The 17694-nt window shown below is 43.7% G+C and carries 15 protein-coding genes and 1 tRNA gene; 7 read left to right on the forward strand and 9 right to left on the reverse strand.

What is annotated here, in order from left to right:
* Positions 1–3: 3 nt before the first annotated feature.
* The 5 genes from CTY47_RS01745 to mltG all read right to left on the reverse strand — a co-directional run bounded on the left by CTY47_RS01745 (position 4) and on the right by mltG (position 4720).
* A complete protein-coding gene (locus CTY47_RS01745) occupies positions 4–789 on the reverse strand; it encodes a 4Fe-4S binding protein (RefSeq protein WP_099463138.1) in 786 nt (261 codons plus the stop codon).
* 5 nt (positions 790–794) lie between these two features.
* The gene (locus CTY47_RS01750; protein WP_099463139.1) at positions 795–1301 is read right to left on the reverse strand and encodes a TlpA family protein disulfide reductase; all 507 of its coding nucleotides are present in this window, start codon (positions 1299–1301) and stop codon (positions 795–797) included.
* Between the two features lie 115 nt (positions 1302–1416).
* The gene (locus tag CTY47_RS01755; RefSeq protein ID WP_099464031.1) at positions 1417–1998 is read right to left on the reverse strand and encodes an indolepyruvate oxidoreductase subunit beta; all 582 of its coding nucleotides are present in this window, start codon (positions 1996–1998) and stop codon (positions 1417–1419) included.
* Entirely contained in the window at positions 1995–3593 is a 1599-nt protein-coding gene (locus tag CTY47_RS01760; protein ID WP_099463140.1) for a thiamine pyrophosphate-dependent enzyme, read from the reverse strand. Before CTY47_RS01760 ends, CTY47_RS01755 begins: the two co-directional genes overlap by 4 nt.
* A gap of 86 nt (positions 3594–3679) precedes the next feature.
* The gene (gene mltG / locus CTY47_RS01765) at positions 3680–4720 is read right to left on the reverse strand and encodes an endolytic transglycosylase MltG (protein WP_099463141.1); all 1041 of its coding nucleotides are present in this window, start codon (positions 4718–4720) and stop codon (positions 3680–3682) included.
* 143 nt (positions 4721–4863) lie between these two features.
* Here mltG and CTY47_RS01770 point away from each other — a divergent pair.
* Together CTY47_RS01770 and CTY47_RS01775 are read left to right on the forward strand one after the other, a co-directional pair.
* Positions 4864–4950, forward strand: a tRNA-Ser gene (locus CTY47_RS01770).
* A gap of 122 nt (positions 4951–5072) precedes the next feature.
* Positions 5073–5675 (forward strand): recombinase family protein, encoded by a 603-nt coding sequence (locus CTY47_RS01775; protein ID WP_099463142.1) that lies wholly within the window; start codon positions 5073–5075, stop codon positions 5673–5675.
* 994 nt (positions 5676–6669) lie between these two features.
* Here the strand turns inward: CTY47_RS01775 and CTY47_RS01785 are convergent.
* The 4 genes from CTY47_RS01785 to hypF form a co-directional block, all read right to left on the reverse strand.
* The gene (locus CTY47_RS01785; protein ID WP_099463144.1) at positions 6670–8730 is read right to left on the reverse strand and encodes an acetate--CoA ligase family protein; all 2061 of its coding nucleotides are present in this window, start codon (positions 8728–8730) and stop codon (positions 6670–6672) included.
* A gap of 79 nt (positions 8731–8809) precedes the next feature.
* The gene (gene hypB / locus CTY47_RS01790; RefSeq protein ID WP_099463145.1) at positions 8810–9550 is read right to left on the reverse strand and encodes a hydrogenase nickel incorporation protein HypB; all 741 of its coding nucleotides are present in this window, start codon (positions 9548–9550) and stop codon (positions 8810–8812) included.
* 32 nt (positions 9551–9582) lie between these two features.
* Positions 9583–9924, reverse strand: a complete 342-nt coding sequence (gene hypA / locus CTY47_RS01795; protein ID WP_099463146.1) for a hydrogenase maturation nickel metallochaperone HypA — start codon at positions 9922–9924, stop codon at positions 9583–9585.
* A gap of 55 nt (positions 9925–9979) precedes the next feature.
* Positions 9980–12262, reverse strand: coding sequence for a carbamoyltransferase HypF (gene hypF / locus CTY47_RS01800; RefSeq protein WP_099463147.1), 2283 nt, complete (start codon positions 12260–12262; stop codon positions 9980–9982).
* Positions 12263–12425: 163 nt separating this feature from the next.
* Here hypF and CTY47_RS01805 point away from each other — a divergent pair, with 163 nt between their 5' ends.
* Genes CTY47_RS01805 through CTY47_RS01825 form a run of 5 tightly spaced genes read left to right on the forward strand, consistent with a single transcriptional unit; the run spans position 12426 to position 17690 of the window.
* Positions 12426–12656, forward strand: coding sequence for a HypC/HybG/HupF family hydrogenase formation chaperone (locus CTY47_RS01805; RefSeq protein ID WP_099463148.1), 231 nt, complete (start codon positions 12426–12428; stop codon positions 12654–12656).
* Positions 12657–12671: 15 nt separating this feature from the next.
* Positions 12672–13754: a hydrogenase formation protein HypD gene (hypD, locus tag CTY47_RS01810; protein WP_099463149.1), complete on the forward strand. Its 1083-nt coding sequence runs from the start codon at positions 12672–12674 to the stop codon at positions 13752–13754.
* A 32-nt stretch (positions 13755–13786) separates the two neighbouring features.
* The gene (gene hypE, locus CTY47_RS01815) at positions 13787–14824 is read left to right on the forward strand and encodes a hydrogenase expression/formation protein HypE (protein ID WP_099463150.1); all 1038 of its coding nucleotides are present in this window, start codon (positions 13787–13789) and stop codon (positions 14822–14824) included.
* Positions 14825–14858: 34 nt separating this feature from the next.
* The gene (locus tag CTY47_RS01820; protein ID WP_099463151.1) at positions 14859–15956 is read left to right on the forward strand and encodes a hydrogenase small subunit; all 1098 of its coding nucleotides are present in this window, start codon (positions 14859–14861) and stop codon (positions 15954–15956) included.
* 12 nt (positions 15957–15968) lie between these two features.
* Complete coding sequence (locus CTY47_RS01825; RefSeq protein WP_099463152.1) at positions 15969–17690, forward strand: nickel-dependent hydrogenase large subunit; 1722 nt, start codon at positions 15969–15971, stop codon at positions 17688–17690.
* Positions 17691–17694 lie beyond the last annotated feature (4 nt).

A 17694-nucleotide genomic window follows, 5' to 3' on the forward strand; every position in this document is an offset into this window, starting at 1 on the left:
GGTTTAAATAAATAACTCAGGTTCTTTACGGGCACTGAAATTTTTATGAAGCATTGCAGTGTATGGAGTATCAAAAGTACGTGCACCTTCCGGGCATTCTTTCACGCAAGCGCAGCATTTAATACAACGCTCAGGATTACTAAACATTCCTGTATCAAGAATTGAAATAGCATCCGTAGGGCATATTTCTATACAATATTCACATTGGGTACAAAGTTCTTCATCAGTTACAGGAGCCTGAGGAGTAGAAGCACCCTTTATCTTATATGGAAAATTTCCCTTTACCTGAAGAGGAGTAATATCTTCTAAAGACTGTAAAGAAGAAAGTTTTTTCAATACATCTTTTCCTAAAGTCATTGCTTTTTGTATATCCATGTCATCCGGACGCCCTGCTGCAATTGGCATATCCTTACGGCTAAATGAATGCTCCCCTATAAAAGCTCCTGCCATGACCGGTATAAAGCCTAATTCCGTAACAAGATCACACAACTCCTTCAAAGCATCTTCATAATCCCGATTTCCATACAAGACAACGGGAATTACCGGAGCTTGATTAGAACGAAACATACGTAATCGCTCTATTGCCGTTTCAGCCACCCGTCCGCCATAGACAGGCACAGCTATAATAGTCAGCTCTTCTTCCACATTTTCAATTTTATCCGGAATCTCATGAGTTATATCCGATTCAGAAAATGTAACGGCATCCAGCCCTTCTGCAATAGCATAGGCGATCTTTGCAGACGTATGTGTTGGCGAAAAATAAATTAAATGTACTCTATTGTAATGCATATTTGTTATTTTAAAGCTTCGTTTATCTTTTCCATTAACTCAGAAAATTCTTCTTCCGTATAACCGGAAGTGGCATAAATTACCTTCCCGTTTTTTCCTATCAAATAACTGCGCGGGATCAAACTATTGGCAAAAGCGCTGAAAATAGCACGGTTCTTATCCGGATACAGAGGAAAATCAAAACCTTTCTTTTCATTATATTTTTGTAAATCGGCATCTGTATGTTCACGGCCTATTACCAACAATTTAAACTTATCATTATCTTTATATTCAGGCCATAATGTCTTTTGTATTTCAGCCAACTCTTTCTGGCAAGGAGGGCACCAGGTTGCAAAGAAATTTACAAGAATTACTTTTCCTTTAAGAGAGGAAGACGGAAGTTTTGTTCCATCATCTGAAATAATCGTAAAGGCAGGCATTGAATCTCCAACTTTTACAAGTTCTGCATTACTTTGAGCTTTAATGGCCAAAGACAAGACAGCCAATAAGCATGCAACTATACACTTCTTCATATTTTTTTTGTTTGCCGTTTAAAAATCAAAGGCAAATGTACGTTATTTATTACGACAAAAAAAGCTGAGAATAAACGATTATTCCCAGCTTTAATTTTATGACAAATATTAAGATTCACTTTCTGCTTTGAGCCACATCATAACCGGCTTTCAATGCTTTCAGGTTCATCTCTACTATTTCTTCCCCTTTGCGTCCGAAAATATGACGAATACCATCTTCTATCTTATTATAATCTATACCAATAAATGGAGCCGCAGCACCCAACATTACAATATTTGCAGCCCGGACAGAACCAACTTCCTTTGCAATTGCTTCTACATCCAAAATAACCCTATTAGGTAATTTTCCCAATTCCACATTTACTTTTTCTATATCCGGATAGTTTGGTATATTAATAAATGGTTGAGAATTAGTGACCAACCAACCTTCTTTCTTCAAATAAGGCAAGTAACGAAGACTTTCCATAGGTTCCAAAGATATAATTAAATCAGCTTGCCCCTGTGGAATCAGATCCGAAGCAATGGGCTGGTCAGACAAACGAAGATTAGACTGAACATCTCCTCCACGTTGGCTCATACCATGTACTTCTGCCTGTTTCATATATAAGCCATCTTTCAAAGCGGCTTCTCCAATTACGGCGGCAATAGACAGGATACCTTGTCCTCCTACACCTGATAATATAATATCGGTTTTCATTTTTTGCTTGCTTTTTTCTTTCTTGTTAATGTCTGTATACATTCACGACGAGGTATTAAAACAGATACACCATTATATTCAATCTCTTCACGAATGATAGTTTTCATTTCATCATAATTCTTCTTCAGTGGGATCATAACACGAATATGGGCCGGATCAACTCCTATTCCGGCACAAATAGATTCCAATCGTCCGGTTCCCGCAGAATCCTGACCACCAGTCATTGCTGTTGTCTCATTATCAGAAATTACAATCGTTACATTACTGTTTTCATTGACGCAATCCAATAAACCGGTCATGCCGGAATGTGTAAAAGTAGAATCGCCAATTACAGCGACAGCCGGAAACACACCCGCATCAGATGCACCTTTTGCCATAGTAACAGAAGCTCCCATATCAATACACGTATCAATAGCCCGGAAAGGTGGTAACGCTCCCAAAGTATAACAACCTATATCTCCGAATACCTTAGCATCCTTATATTCTGCCAGTACTTCATTTAGCGCTTCATACATATCGCGATGTCCGCATCCCTGGCATAATGCAGGTGGGCGTTGCTCTACAACTTCCGGAATTGCATAATAACGATGAATTTCCTTACCCAAAGCCTTGCCAACAGCATCAGGAGTAAGTTCTCCGTCCCGCTGCAAAGTTCCGTCTAAACGGCCACGAATGGTTATCCCTTTACCCAAGAAACCTTTCAATTGCTCTTCAACAACCGGGTAGCCCTCCTCAAGAACAAGAATTTCCTTGCACTCATCTGCCATTTTTTCAATATACTTCTTAGGCAATGGATATTGACTAATTTTCAATACCGGATATTCAAATCCATCCGGATAATTTTCGGACAAATAATTAAAAGCAATTCCCGTAGCAATAATTCCTTTATCTTTCTTCGGAGTATCATAGTAAACATTATATTCCGATTTTTCAGACGCTTCGGTAAATACTGCTTGGGCTGCCAATAATGTTTTAAAACGTTTGCGAGCCAGAGCTGGTAACAAAATAAAACGTTGACGGCCATCTTCCGGACAATTCATCTTATTTTGTGATTTCATTTCACGGGTAACAACTCCTGCACGAGAGTGTGCCATACGAGTCGTAATACGCACCAATACCGGATATCCCAATCTTTCTGAAAGCTCAAAGCCCTCATACACCATATCGTATGCTTCCTGTTGACTGGACGGTTCCAACATCGGAATCATGGCAAAATTTCCATATAGACGATTATCCTGTTCGTTTTGTGAAGAATGCATGGAAGGATCATCTGCAGAAATGATAATCATACCGCCATTAACTCCACTCATAGCAGCATTCATAAAACAATCGGCAGCAACATTAAGCCCAACATGCTTCATGCAACATAGTGCCCTTTTCCCGGCATAGCTCATACCCAAAGCGGCTTCCATTGCTGTTTTTTCATTTGTACTCCAACGGCAGTGAATGCCTCTGTCTTTTGCTACCGGAGAATTTTGTATAAATTCGGTAATTTCAGTAGATGGAGTTCCCGGATAAGCATACACACCCGACAGGCCTGCATCAATAGCAGCCTGGGCGATGGCCTCATCCCCTAAAAATAGATGTTTTTCCATGTGTATTTAGTTTTCTTTTTATTGACCACATATTTATAATACAGACGCCAAAGATACAGATTTTAATATAACCTGAAAGTAAAATGCTACCGAATCTTCCTTTTGTTAAGTTCTGCACGGTAACGATTGGCATTTCGATTATGCTCAGCTAATGTGACTGCAAAATTATGGCGTCCGGAAAAATCTTCTTTGGCACACATATACAAATAATTATGTTGTGTATAATTTAGTACGGCATCCAATCCTTTAATTGTAGGAATACGCAAAGGGGCAGGTGGCAATCCTGCATATTTGTAAGTATTATAAGGAGATTCCACATTCAAATGCTCAAATAAGATACGCTGCAAAGCAAAATTTCCCAAAGCAAATTTAATAGTCGGATCTGCTTGTAGAGGTATCCCTTTATGCAAACGATTGATATAAAGCCCGGCCACCATCGGATATTCATCCGCAGCTGCAGTTTCTTCTTCCACAATAGAGGCCAGTATAGTCACTTCTATAGGAGTGAGACCTATTGCTTTTGCTTTTGCCAAACGTTGTTCTGTCCAAAAGGAGTTATATTCGCGAAGCATACGCTGTAATAATTTTCCGGCAGAAATATTCCAGTATACTTCATAAGTATTAGGAATAAACATAGCATTAACAGTAGCCGGAGTAAATCCCAGAGATGCACAATATAAAGAATCATTCAACAAATCCATTAATTCGGGCTTTTCAATCATCAATTGTTCACTCAAGCGCTCCGCCAGATCTTCTTTAAAACGAATATTATTAAATGTAATACGCGTAACTGTCTGGTGACCACGTCGAAGTTCTTTCAATAAAGACAGGTTACTCATCCCCGGAACCACAGCATAACGCCCGGTCTTCATATTCGAAGCATACTTTAATAATCCGGCAACTTGTTTAAAACCTCCAATATGGGAACAATTTGCAGAATCCTCCAATTGGCGGCATAAGTTTTCAAAATTCTTTTGACGGTCAATATAAACATAGACTGTCTTTTCCGGAGAAAAGTTTGGAGCTAGCAATAAACAATAGGCCCACACACCAGCACCTATCAACATGAGCGCAGCAATAATAGCTGTAATAATAACTATACGCTTCTGGAATTTTTTTTCATTCATATCGTAAAAATAATCTACTGAATATCAGAACAAGCCACAAAAGTAGCATCTTTTTCTTAAAAATACAGTGAAAAAGCCTTGCATATTCAAAAACATACACCTATCTTTGCGTCGCATTTCAAGGGAATAAGCACAAAGCACAAGGAAGTTTGGGTGAGTGGCTGAAACCAACAGTTTGCTAAACTGTCGTACGGGTAACCGTACCGGGGGTTCGAATCCCCCAGCTTCCGCGCCAAGGCTGTCAATCTTACATGATCGACAGCCTTTGTTGTTTCTTGAAAATGCTATCATAAACCACATAAACATCTAGCCTTTCTATTTGTTATAGTAGAAACATATAAAGATATAATCTATGATAGTTGCACATATCCGTACATATACTAGCAATAAGCTATCTTCCGAAATCCAACAAGAAACTATCGAGAAGTTTGCCAAACTCCATAAATTAACTATTGATAAATGGTATAAAGATTCCGGCAGCAATGTCCGTAACAATAAAAAAATAGAAAATGTCATTAAAGGTTTAGATGAAGGAGACACATTAATTATAGCCGACATTTCCCGTCTCAGCCGAAAACTAGTAGAAATAATGCATCTCCTGATGATATGTATTGAACGTAAAGTTATTCTATACAGCGTATCAGAGGGATATACATTTAAAAACAACATAAACAGTAAAACTTTAGCGTTTACATTCGGCCTCGTTTCCGAAATAGAACGAAAACTGATTTCTGTCCGCACAAAAGAAGCCCTGGCTTTAACCCGAAGCAAAGGAGTAAAACTAGGCAGGCCAAAAGGAAGCCTACAAATGGAACGGCTTTTACCTTACAAAGAACGCATAAGAAAAGAAATTAAAGACGAGAACATCACTTATGCAGAATTAGCCGAATATTACAAAGTATCTCTCAGCAGTTTCAAACGCTTTGTAAAAGAATATGTCAATACAGAAGAATAAAGGTCATTGAGTGCAGAATTCTACAAACAGAGGATTTAGACATCTTCCCACTTTGTCACCTTCTGTCACCTTCTTCGGGGGGTATTCCAAAATTGCAAAATGATCTGATATCGGCTGTATGTTATTGATTTATATATCATTGATCTATTATTTCAGGATTGTGCTTGCAACGCTTTAGTGCTTCCCGCGAACACTTTTTTATTACTTTTGGCTTGACCCAAAAGTAACCAAAAGGTCAAGGCTGCACCGTCCGGGCTACTCCGGCAAAAGACTTCGCTGAACCAGCGGAACTCGCTTCGCTCAGACAGCCGCTGGTTTCGTCGCTGTGTCTTTTACCTGCGTTTAACGCCCGGCCGCTGATGCCGCTAACAAGAAAGCTAAGCTAAGCGCAGCTTTCTTTTAGGATGGCCGATAGAGCCTGTTCTTTTATGGCTTTAGCCTGGTTTCAATTGCCGTCTGCTTCAGCGGACGGACTAAAGGGGGATATATCTGTATTGGCTTTAGCCAAATTTCTTCTTGAAAAGCTCTTTTTGATTATCTCATTCTTATTGGGCTAAAGCCCTTGAAAGAGGAAGGCTCTACTATCCGTCGGTTGAAACCGACGGCAATTGAAACCAGGCTAAAGCCATTTAGGGAAAGTGTTCGCGGGAGTGTTAAAATGAAATCTGCATTGACCGTTTTTAGGAGTTTAAAAACCGCATCGGCGTGAACATTTTCTACAATAGCAAGTTGTATGATTACATGGAATATCTGTAGATAATTTTTCAGATTTTGAAACACCCCCCGAAGAAAGTGACAGAAGGTGACAAAGTGAACCTTTAAACGACCTTTTATTGAAACCCATATATGACAGTATTTGGGTAGGCAACTAAATTGAATAAGGTAAGCAACCTGTAAGAAAAGGGCAAGCAACAAAAAAGAACTTTCAGGCAAGTTTTATAAACTTGCCTGAAAGTCCCTTTTATTGCTATTTATAACCAAACTGATTTCAGAATCACTTTTCTATACGTATGCGGGCATCTACTGCAAACAAACCCCTATCTGTTGCAAGCAGCGGATTTATATCCATTTCTTTGATCTCACTGGCAAAACGAAGAAGGGTGGAAAGACGTACTATTATATCAGCATACAATTGTTCATCTATACCTTTCTGTCCGCGTGTACCTTTAATAATAGGATAACCCCGCAAAGAACGGATCATTGAGAATGTTTCGTCGTACGATAACGGAGACAAACCATAAGAAACATCCTGAAGGACTTCAACAAAAATACCTCCTAAACCACATAAGACAACGTGCCCGAAACGATCTTCATATTTCGCACCCAGAAATAACTCCTGCCCTTTCAGCATCGGTTGAATCATTATTGCTTCTACCCCCGGCAAGCGCATCATACGTTCATATTCAAACAATAAATGCTCCTCACAACGAACGTTCAACGCCACTCCTCCAATGTCGCTTTTATGGACAGGTCCAACTACTTTTGCCACCACCGGATACTTGACTTTCTTGGCAAAAGCGATCAATTCGTCTTTATCAGTAGATGTAAACTCTTCTACCAAAGGAATATTTGCAGCACATAGCAACATACGAACCTCTTCAGGTTTGAGATACCCACTCCCCGGCAACCTGTCTATAATACGGCGGACTTCGGGAACATCAACACCATATAACTGAATGTCCGTACTAGCAGGCTTCGGCGTATTTATCACGCGTGAAAGAGCTGTCCCCAATGTTACTTCATCCGAGAAATTAACATGGCCTTTCTTAACAAAACTCTTTACCTCGGGACCAGCTGTTACAATTGAGGGCAAAACAGGGAAAATAGGCTTCTTACATTCCTCCATTTTCTTATGCAACACTTCGTACGTATCATATAATTTAACCAAACCGGGACTACCGAAAATAACCATTATCAAATCGATATTCTCAAACTTATTTTCGCAATAGTCAATAGCTGTCGCCAAATGCTCAGGCGTTCCGGTTCCTATTATATCGATCGGATTGCCAACTGCTGCACCCGGATATAGCTTTGATTTCAACTCATTAGCTACAGGACCTTCCAGATTCGGAACATTCAAACGGCCTTTAGATAAAGCATCCGCAAGCATTACTGCCGGACCACCGGCATGAGTTACAATAGCACAATTTTTGCCTTTTACATCCTTTAAGGTAAAGATACTAGCCACTGTAGTCAATTCTTCACGACTGAAACAACGGACAATACCTGCCTTACGGAATAAAGCCTCAACAGCCGAATCCGAACTGGCAATTGCTCCGGTATGAGAAGAAGCCGCGCGCTTACCGGATTCGGTGCTACCAGCTTTAATAGCAGCAATCTTACAGCCTTTACGTATCAAGGAAGATGCGTGATACAACAATTTATCGGGTTGCTTGATCTGTTCTATGTAAAGCATTTTTATTTTAGAATCGAACACCGGATCAAAATTACGATCCATATATTCCAGTATCTCCTCTACTCCGTTCTGTTTGGAATTGCCAACCGACCAAACGGAAGAAAAACGAAGCCCTTTTGTTAATGCAGATTCAATAATAAACAAAGCCGTACCACCCGAACTGGAAATAAAATCTACACCATCCTGATGAAACTCCGGTATCGGCTGAGTGAATACACCATGATAATTCATATTCATCAATCCGATACAATTGGGTCCGATCAAAGCTGCATTCGCTTCTTCTACAATATCCAGCATACGTTGTTCCAGAATTGCACCTTCATGCGTTTCCTCCCCAAAACCGGCCGATATTACAATAAAGGCTTTTACGCCTTTGTCCCTGGTCAATACTTCCATTACGTCCGGGCACGATTTACCTGGTATGGAAATAATGGCCAACTCTGTATCCGGTATATCATGTACAGACGGATATGACTTCACTCCCTGTACATCGGTCTCTTTTGCATTTACAACGTACAAGTCTCCTTTATATTTACCATCCAACAAATTACGTACTAAACGGCCACCCGGCTTATGTACATTGTTGGAACCTCCCACCACTACGATGCTTTGAGGGTTAATTAGCTCTCGGTTAATCATAACATTTTGATTAAAATAGATTCAGCGAACGGGGACAAATATAGTTTTTTTATCGACTTTTTCGCCAAATCCGGATAATTTATTTACACTTTGCACATTCAGCAAGCAACCAGTTACACCAGTTATCCATTCCGTCTCCTTGCAGAGCAGAAACTTCGAATATCTGTAAATGATGATTTACCTTCAAGGCATTTTCTTTTAATTCGGCTACACTTGTATTCAGATAAGGAGCCAGATCGATCTTATTAATAACACAAACTTCCGCTTCGGCAAATATATGCGGATATTTCAGCGGTTTATCGTCACCTTCGGTTGTACTGACAATCACCACTTTTCTGGCTTCTCCCAGATCAAACATTGCAGGACAAACCAAATTGCCGACATTCTCAACGAACAAGACCGATCCTTCCGCCGGATTAAGATGTTTTACCGCATGATTTACCATAGATGCTTCCAAGTGGCAACCCGTTCCTGTATTTACCTGGAAAACGGGAACATCCAGCGCCGATATCCGGTCGGCATCATTAGAAGTCTGCTGGTCTCCTTCTATTACATATATAGATTGCTTACCTTTAAGCCGTCGGATCGTTTCTTCCAGTAGGGTTGTTTTACCGGAACCGGGCGAACTCATCAAGTTCAGTACAAAAAGTCTTTTGGCTTCAAAATAGCCTCTGTTTCGTTCCGCCAGAAGATTATTGCGCTGAAGAATATCCTGTTCCAGATTTATAACAGCTACTTCTTCATGATGGTGTTCATGTCCGTGTTCGTGAGAATGATCATGTGAATGATGATGCTCTCCGCATCCGCAAGTTCCACACATACGCTTTGTTTTTTATGGTTTGAATTCCTTTTCTATTTAATAACAATCGACTTTATACGAAGTTCTTTTCCGTGCAGGATATTTATCAGCCACGAACCACAATGGGGGCAAGAAGCATATAGAGCACTAGTAGGAAACCGTGTTCCACACTCGCCGCAACAAGCCTCGCCATCTATATAATGGCGCACTATACGGGCTTTGTCAAGCATAGTGCCTTTCACAGCACTTTCAAGAGCAAATTCCAGCGTTTGCAGTTCTACACCAGCAAGACACCCAATCTCCAACTCCAGCTCTTCTATCGCCGAAGCCTGCCTCTCGCGGGCCTTTTCTTCTGCAAGTTCTACAATACTCTGCGCTATTGATAATTCATGCATATACAAATGTAAACGGAATATCCGTATTAAACTCTATTTATATAACAAATATTGTTCAAGGATTGTTAAGGCGCTTTGCTGCCGCAACCGTTAATTGTCCTGCTGCCACGCCACTATCGTTACACGGAATACGCGAAGGTATATATAAAGGTATATCCACATCGGCAAACATGCGTTGCAACGTCTCCGTAAGAAATTTATTCTGAAAACATCCGCCGGATATTACTACTTTCCGTGCACCCGTGAGGTTTAATAGCTGTTCGGCCTTCTGTCTGATCACAGCAGCCAGTGTAAGATGGAAACGGGCAGAAATCACTCCGACAGAAACACCGTCTGCCTTATCCTTTATAACCGATTCCAAAACGGAGCGAAAAGAGACAGTTTCACCTCCCTTTCCGTCAACAGGATAGAGTATCTGCCTTGCATCCATAATGGTTTGCTCCAACAGAATGGGGGCTTCGGCCTGCCGTGTCGCCACATCACAGACTCCCGACAAAGAAGCCACAGCATCAAACAACCGGCCAGCACTGGAGGTATAAGGCGTATTCACCTTCTTTTCCATCATCTTCTGCAACATTCCGATCTTCTCTTTTCCGATCCGTTCTTCAAATGCAGCCGGAACCGGCAGTCCATAATGCCATAGATAAGCAACCGCCATGCGCCACGGCTCCACAGAAGCCTTATCTCCGCCCGGTAGAGGAACGGGCTCAAAGTATGACAAACGCGTATATTCCATACGGTCGCAGAGAAAAAACTCACCGCCCCAAACCGTACCATCATCACCCAGCCCGGTACCATCCATTACGACGGCTATAACAGGCTCGTGCAAACCATGTTCCAGCATACAAGCAACAGCATGTGCATGGTGATGTTGCACCTTCAGCAAAGGAAGTTGTTCCTCCTGAGCCAGGCGGGCAGCTTCGCGTGAAGAAAGATAATCGGAATGAAGGTCGCAAACCAGATAGTCGGGTATAAAGCGGAACAGATGCCGGAAACGATTCAGCGATTCGCAATAAAAAGCATACGTCTCCCAGTTCTTCAAATCGCCGATATACTGGCTCTGCAAAACGGTATCGCCTTTTCCCAAAGCAAACGTATTCACCTTCTCGGCACCGAATGCCAAAATCCCCTCCACCGGCATATCCGCAAAAAAAGGCTCCGGTACATATCCGCGCGAACGGCGTACCAGGCAAGGCTGCGTGCCACAAACCTGCACTACAGAATCGTCTACCCGATTATGTATATCCCGGTTATGATGGAGTATAAGGGACACTTCAGACTGCAATTGCCTTTCGGCCTCTTCGGGAGTAATAAGGATGGGGACTTCACTCAGGTTGCCACTCGTCATCACTAATACCGGAGTTTGCAGGCAGTCGAACCAGTCATAATGCACAGGCATATATGGAAGCATGCAGCCCAACGTGCGCATACCTGGATTCAAGGCTGTCGGCAAAGACGGTTGTTGCAGCTTTTGTTTCAGCAAAACAATAGGCCGACGCCACGACGTCAGGCAGTTTTCTTCTGCCGCATTTACTTCGGCATACCCATGTACAGCTTTCATGTCCCGGAACATCACAGCAAACGGTTTGCTGTCGCGCTGCTTTATCTCCCGAAGGCGTTGCACGGCTCGTTCGTTCAAGGCATCGCATACCAGATGATAACCGCCTATACCCTTCACTGCAATCACTTCGCCACCGGCAATTAAACGGGCAGTCAGTTTCAGCAAAAAAGAATAATCCGCATACCTTTGTCCTTTGTAAATTGCATAATAAGATGGTCCGCAATGATTGCAAGCTATCGGCTGCGCATGAAAACGACGGTCGGCTACATCTTCATACTCCGTCCGGCAGGCAGGGCACATAGGAAAGACGGACATCGTAGTCTGTTGCCTATCATAAGGCAAATCGCGGATGATAGAAAAGCGGGGGCCGCAATGCGTACAATTAACAAACGGATACCGGATACGTGATGCCTGTAACTCGCGATCTCTCAAGCAGTCGGAGCAAACAGCAATATCCGGAGAAACTTGCGTAACCCTGTCGGAATCCGAACGGCTTGGCAAAATACGGAAATCCGTAAAAACGGTATCTTCTTCCGGTTCTTCACTTTCCATAATCTGATGAATGAAAGCAGCCGGTGGATGCTCTTTCCAAATACGCTCAATAAAAACAGCCTTCCGGCCAGAAGGAAAACAAGCGCGGATATAAACACCGTCCGTACGGTTGTCTACCTCGCCCTTTATCCCCATCTCCGTAGCCAGGTGATAGATAAACGGACGGAAGCCGACCCCTTGCACCTGTCCGCGGACAACCAAACCAGTTATCTTTGCTTTCTTCATAAACACAAAGATAACCTATTTTCGTATTAATATCACCAGCTTTACACCTCTCCCACCGGAAACTTAAAACGTTTGCCTATTATCGATCAACATACGCAACCTACTTACCGATATATTTGTTACATTTGAAAGCGCAAAGAAAGTTAACAAAAATCATTTCAATATGTGTTTAGCAGTACCAGGCAAAATAATAAGCATTGACCAGCGTATTGAAGATTTGGCCATGGCAAAGGTAGATTTCGGAGGAATAATCAAAAATATCTGCATCCAATGGGTCGATGTAGCCGAAGGCGATTATATCCTGGCACATGCCGGAATGGCTATTTCCGTAGTAGACTCCCAAGAAGCGGAACAAACGCTGGCCGACCTGAAACAACTTACCATCGACTGCTGAGTAATACAGTATAGTATGAAATACGCCGACGAATATAAAGACAAACAACAAGTACAAGCCCTGGTTCATGCCATCCGCAAAACAGTGACACGTCCTTGGCACATCATGGAAATATGCGGCGGACAAACGTACGCCATAGCCCGCTATCGTCTGGAAGAAATGCTGCCGCCGGAAATACGGCTGCTTCACGGACCAGGCTGCCCCGTATGCGTCACACCTGTCGAAACGATAGACCGGGCATTATATATAGCCAGCCAACCCAATGTCATTCTGGCTTCCTTCGGAGATATGATGCGCGTTCCCGGAAGTAAAGAAGATTTATTACAAATAAAGGCCAAAGGAGCAGACATTCGCATGCTCTACTCTCCGTTGGATGCAGTCACGTTAGCCGCAGAGAACCCGGACAAAGAAGTCGTATTCTTCGCTATCGGTTTCGAAACAACAACACCCATACACCTGATGGCTCTGAAGGAGGCTATCAGACGGAAATTGGACAATTTCTCCCTGCTCACCTCCCTGTTTACCGTACCGCCGGCAATTGAAACAATTCTTTCAGACAAAGATTGCAAGGTAGACGGATTCCTTACAGCCGGCCATGTATGCGCCATTACAGGAAACAGCGCCTACCATCGGCTATCCGAACAATATAAAACGCCAATGGTTGTGACAGGCTTCGAGCCTGTCGATCTTCTATACGGCATCTACCGGTGCCTCTGTCAGCTGGAGGCAGGTATCTATAAGTCGGAGAACGCTTATAAACGAGCCGTTCCCGAAGAAGGAAACCTCCAGGCTCGTGCCCTGATGGACGAAATGCTCAAACCATGTGATCAGGAATGGCGCGGAATAGGGATTATCCCGAATAGTGGGAGGCAACTCAGGCAAGAGCTGAAAAAGTATTCCTCCCGGGAGAAATTCAGATTTCATCCGAAGGAAATCTGGTTTCCGTCCGCATGCATTGCCGGAGAGATTATGAGAGGAAAGAAACAACCGGGCGACTGCCCCCATTTCGGAACGGCCTGTCATCCGGAACACCCTATAGGTGCACCGATGGTTTCGTCGGAAGGCGTTTGTGCCGCTTACTACATGAATAAGAAGTAGTCATTCTGACTACTTAAATAAAAGAAAAGAATATGGAACTAAATTGCCCGATTCCCTTTACCGATTCAGACTGTGTTCTACTGGCACACGGAGGTGGAGGAAGAATGACGCACCAGCTTATCAGCCGTATTTTCTATCCGGCTTTTCGCAATCCGTTGCTGGAGCAAGATCACGACGGTTGTGTCTTTCCTGTTTCAGCCGGAAGGATGGCTTATTCTACCGACTCATTCGTGGTTGATCCGATCTTTTTTCCCGGAGGAGACATCGGCGACCTGGCTGTGAACGGTACGGTAAACGATCTGGCTTGCTGTGGCGCCAAGCCGCTTTATCTCACGGCCGGATTCATACTGGAAGAAGGATTAAAACTGAATGACCTGGAACGCATCGTACAATCTATGAAAAAAGCGGCCGACCGTGCCGGAATACAAATCGTTGCCGGCGATACCAAAGTAGTAGAACGAGGCAAATGCGACAAACTATTTATCAATACCAGCGGCATAGGAATTGTACCGGAAGGCATACACATTGCACCTTCGCAGGTACAAGAAGGCGATGTGGTTATATGCAGCGGGGCCATAGGAGTACACGGCATAACGATTCTTTCCGCCCGCGAAAGCCTTGGCTTCGAAACAAACCTGAAAAGCGATACGGTTTCTCTAAACAATATGCTTTCAGAATTGTTAACATCTATAGAGGAAGTACATGTTTTACGCGACCCTACACGAGGAGGCGTAAGCGGAACCTTAAATGAAATTGCCCAGGCTGCCAACGCAGAGATTATCCTTGACGAAACATCCCTGCCTATTCCCGAAGAAGTACGCGCCGCTTCCGACATTTTGGGGCTAGACCCGCTTTATATAGCCAATGAAGGGCTCGTATTAATTATTTTACCGGAGAAGGATGCCCAAACAGCATTATCCGTCATGCATCGTTTTGACGAAGGAAGAAAAGCAACTGTCATAGGGCGCATATCTTCAAAAGGAAAAGCGCTCGTCAGGATGAAAACCATTTACGGTAATTACCGTATTGTTGATATGCTGAGCGGCGAACAGCTTCCCCGGATTTGTTGATGATGAAAGCATAAACTATTAACAAGAATAAGTTATGGAAAAGAAACGACCTACCGTTTATGAGGAATGCCGCCAGAAAGGGATTTCCCGGAGGGATTTTCTAAAGTTCTGCACCACAATGGCAGCACTTATGGGACTCGAATCCACAGGCGTTGCACAGGTAGTACATGCTTTGGAAACCAAACCGCGGCTTCCTATCATCTGGCTTCATTTGCAGGAATGCACCTGTTGTACCGAATCATTCATCAGGGCGGCACATCCGATTGTTGCCACTTTGCTACTCGACAAGATATCACTTGACTATACAGAAACCCTCATGGCTGCAGCCGGCGAACAAGCAGAAGCAGCAAAAGAGGAAACAATGAAAAAATATCACGGACAATATCTTCTTATGGTGGAAGGATCCATTCCTACCAAGAACGAAGCCTATTGCTGTGTAGGCGGTAAGAGTGCCATGCAAATCACACAAGAAGCCGCAGAAGGAGCCAAAGCCATTATTGCCTGGGGCAACTGCGCTTCGGCAGGTTGTGTACAAGCAGCCAACCCGAACCCGACAGGGGCAAAAGGCATTCACCGTGTGATCAAAGGCAAACCTATTATTAATGTACAGGGTTGCCCTCCTATCGCCGATGTTATGGCAGGTGTAATCGTTTACATGCTCACTTTCGAACGTATGCCTCAGCTGGACGGCTTGGGACGTCCGAAGATGTTTTACTCCAGACGCGTACACGACACGTGTTATCGCCGTGCCAATTTCGATGCAGGCTTGTTTGTTGAAAGTTTCGACGACGAGAACGCCAAACACGGTTACTGCCTGTATAAAGTAGGATGCAAAGGGCCAAGCACCTATAACTCCTGCGGTATTATCAAATGGAACGAAGGCACCAGCTATCCGATACAAAGCGGACATCCATGTATAGGCTGCAGTGAAGAGAACTTCTGGGACAACAGCCCGTTCTACAAACGTATGCCAGACATACATGGTTTCGGCATAGAAGCAACTGCCGACCAGATTGGTCTTGCCCTGGGAGCGGCAACCGCCGCCGGTATTGCAGTTCATGCCGTAGCAACTAATATCCGAAAGAAAAAGCTTATCGACAACGACGAGCCGGAAAGCAAATCCACCATCTAAATTCGAAATACCATGTCAGAAAGAGTAGTTATAGACCCTATTACCCGTATAGAAGGACACCTGCGGGTAGAAGTAGAAATAGAAGGCGGCAAAATTAAAGACGCCTTCAGTTCCGGCACGATGGTGCGTGGAATAGAAAACATTGTACGCGACCGCGATCCCCGCGATGCCTGGGTATTTGTAGGACGCGTATGCGGCGTTTGTACATCCATTCACTCGTTATGTTCAGTAAGAGCTGTAGAAAATGCATTAAACATATCCGTTCCGCCCAATGCCGAAATGGTTCGCAATATAATGCAAGCCGTATTATTCATGCACGACCACACGGTGCACTTCTACCAGCTTCATGCACTGGACTGGGTGGATGTGGTTTCGGCTTTAAAAGCAGATCCCAAGGCGGCGGCACTCATGGCACAACAGCTCTCTCCCTGGGCTAAGAATACGGAAGGCTATTTTACCGAGACCCAAAACAAGCTGAAGAAGTTTGTTGCCAGCGGACAACTGGGCATCTTTGCCAACGGTTATTGGGGGCATCCGGCCTATAAGCTGACACCGGAACAAAACCTGATTGCCACCGTTCATTATCTGGACGCACTGGAATGGCAAAAAGAGGTTGTGAAAGTACATGCCGTATTCGGAGGTAAGAATCCGCACCCCAACTTCCTGGTAGGCGGAATGCCCTGCAGCATCGATATGAATGAAGCCAATTCTATTAACTCAGACCGTCTTTCTCTTGTAAAGCAAAAGCTGCAACAGGCAAAAGAGTTCATAGACCAGGTGTATATCCCAGACCTGATGATGATTGCCAACGTATATAAAGACGAATGGACGAAGATAGGCGGAGGAGTGCGAAATTATCTGTCATACGGTGATTTCCCCTTACATGGTTACGACAGTGTAGACCATTATTTCCTGCCTCGTGGAGTTGTATTAGATCGCGACCTCAGCAAGGTTCATCCTATCGACGCCAATTCATCCGAAGAGATACAAGAGTTCATTTACCATTCATGGTACAATTATACACAAGGCGACAAAGCCGGCCTGCATCCCTACGAAGGCGAAACAAACCTGAACTACACAGGCCCCAAACCTCCATATAAGTTGCTGGACGTAGAAGATAAATACAGCTGGATTAAAACTCCACGTTGGAAAGGCCAGCCGATGGAAGTAGGTCCGTTAGCCCGCATGATCGTTGCTTACGCGGCAGGTAAAGAACCGCAGAAAACGGCTATCGACAATGCCCTGCAACAATTAGGCCTGCCTGCGGAAGCCCTTTTCTCCACACTGGGAAGAACTGCAGCACGCGGTTTGGAAACCCAATTGGTTGCCAACTGGGCACTCGAGTTTTTCGATCAGCTGATGAAGAACCTCGAGAATGGAGATTCCCGTATGGCAAACCCCATCATGTGGGAAAACGAAAACTGGCCGAAGCAGGCAAAAGGCGTAGGCCTTACCGAAGCTCCACGTGGCGCGCTGGCCCACTTTGTTGTTATAGAAAACAATCGGGTAAAGAACTATCAGATGGTGGTACCAACCACCTGGAATGCTTCTCCGCGAGATGAAAACGGCGTACTTTCTGCTTATGAATCGTCGCTACTGGGAACGCCGATGCACAATCCGAACCAACCGCTGGAAATCCTCCGTACCATACATTCCTTCGATCCGTGCCTGGCTTGCGCCGTGCATTTATACGATGAAGAAGGAAAGTACGTACATCAAATAGATACTTTCTAAACCG

The organism is Parabacteroides provencensis, from assembly GCF_900232875.1.
GTDB classification, from domain to species: Bacteria; Bacteroidota; Bacteroidia; order Bacteroidales; family Tannerellaceae; genus Parabacteroides; species Parabacteroides chinchillae.

What these genes read in the sequence shown, in the direction of transcription:
- mltG (WP_099463141.1), bottom strand. Translation starts at nt 4,720, where the DNA reads ATGAATGAAAAAAAATTCCAGAAGCGTATAGTTATTATTACAGCTATT.
- CTY47_RS01825 (WP_099463152.1), top strand. Translation starts at nt 15,969, where the DNA reads ATGTCAGAAAGAGTAGTTATAGACCCTATTACCCGTATAGAAGGACAC.
- CTY47_RS01755 (WP_099464031.1), bottom strand. Translation starts at nt 1,998, where the DNA reads ATGAAAACCGATATTATATTATCAGGTGTAGGAGGACAAGGTATCCTG.
- hypF (WP_099463147.1), bottom strand. Translation starts at nt 12,262, where the DNA reads ATGAAGAAAGCAAAGATAACTGGTTTGGTTGTCCGCGGACAGGTGCAA.
- hypD (WP_099463149.1), top strand. Translation starts at nt 12,672, where the DNA reads ATGAAATACGCCGACGAATATAAAGACAAACAACAAGTACAAGCCCTG.
- hypB (WP_099463145.1), bottom strand. Translation starts at nt 9,550, where the DNA reads ATGTGTGGAACTTGCGGATGCGGAGAGCATCATCATTCACATGATCAT.
- CTY47_RS01750 (WP_099463139.1), bottom strand. Translation starts at nt 1,301, where the DNA reads ATGAAGAAGTGTATAGTTGCATGCTTATTGGCTGTCTTGTCTTTGGCC.
- CTY47_RS01745 (WP_099463138.1), bottom strand. Translation starts at nt 789, where the DNA reads ATGCATTACAATAGAGTACATTTAATTTATTTTTCGCCAACACATACG.
- CTY47_RS01760 (WP_099463140.1), bottom strand. Translation starts at nt 3,593, where the DNA reads ATGGAAAAACATCTATTTTTAGGGGATGAGGCCATCGCCCAGGCTGCT.
- CTY47_RS01820 (WP_099463151.1), top strand. Translation starts at nt 14,859, where the DNA reads ATGGAAAAGAAACGACCTACCGTTTATGAGGAATGCCGCCAGAAAGGG.
- CTY47_RS01775 (WP_099463142.1), top strand. Translation starts at nt 5,073, where the DNA reads ATGATAGTTGCACATATCCGTACATATACTAGCAATAAGCTATCTTCC.
- CTY47_RS01805 (WP_099463148.1), top strand. Translation starts at nt 12,426, where the DNA reads ATGTGTTTAGCAGTACCAGGCAAAATAATAAGCATTGACCAGCGTATT.
- CTY47_RS01785 (WP_099463144.1), bottom strand. Translation starts at nt 8,730, where the DNA reads ATGATTAACCGAGAGCTAATTAACCCTCAAAGCATCGTAGTGGTGGGA.
- hypA (WP_099463146.1), bottom strand. Translation starts at nt 9,924, where the DNA reads ATGCATGAATTATCAATAGCGCAGAGTATTGTAGAACTTGCAGAAGAA.
- hypE (WP_099463150.1), top strand. Translation starts at nt 13,787, where the DNA reads ATGGAACTAAATTGCCCGATTCCCTTTACCGATTCAGACTGTGTTCTA.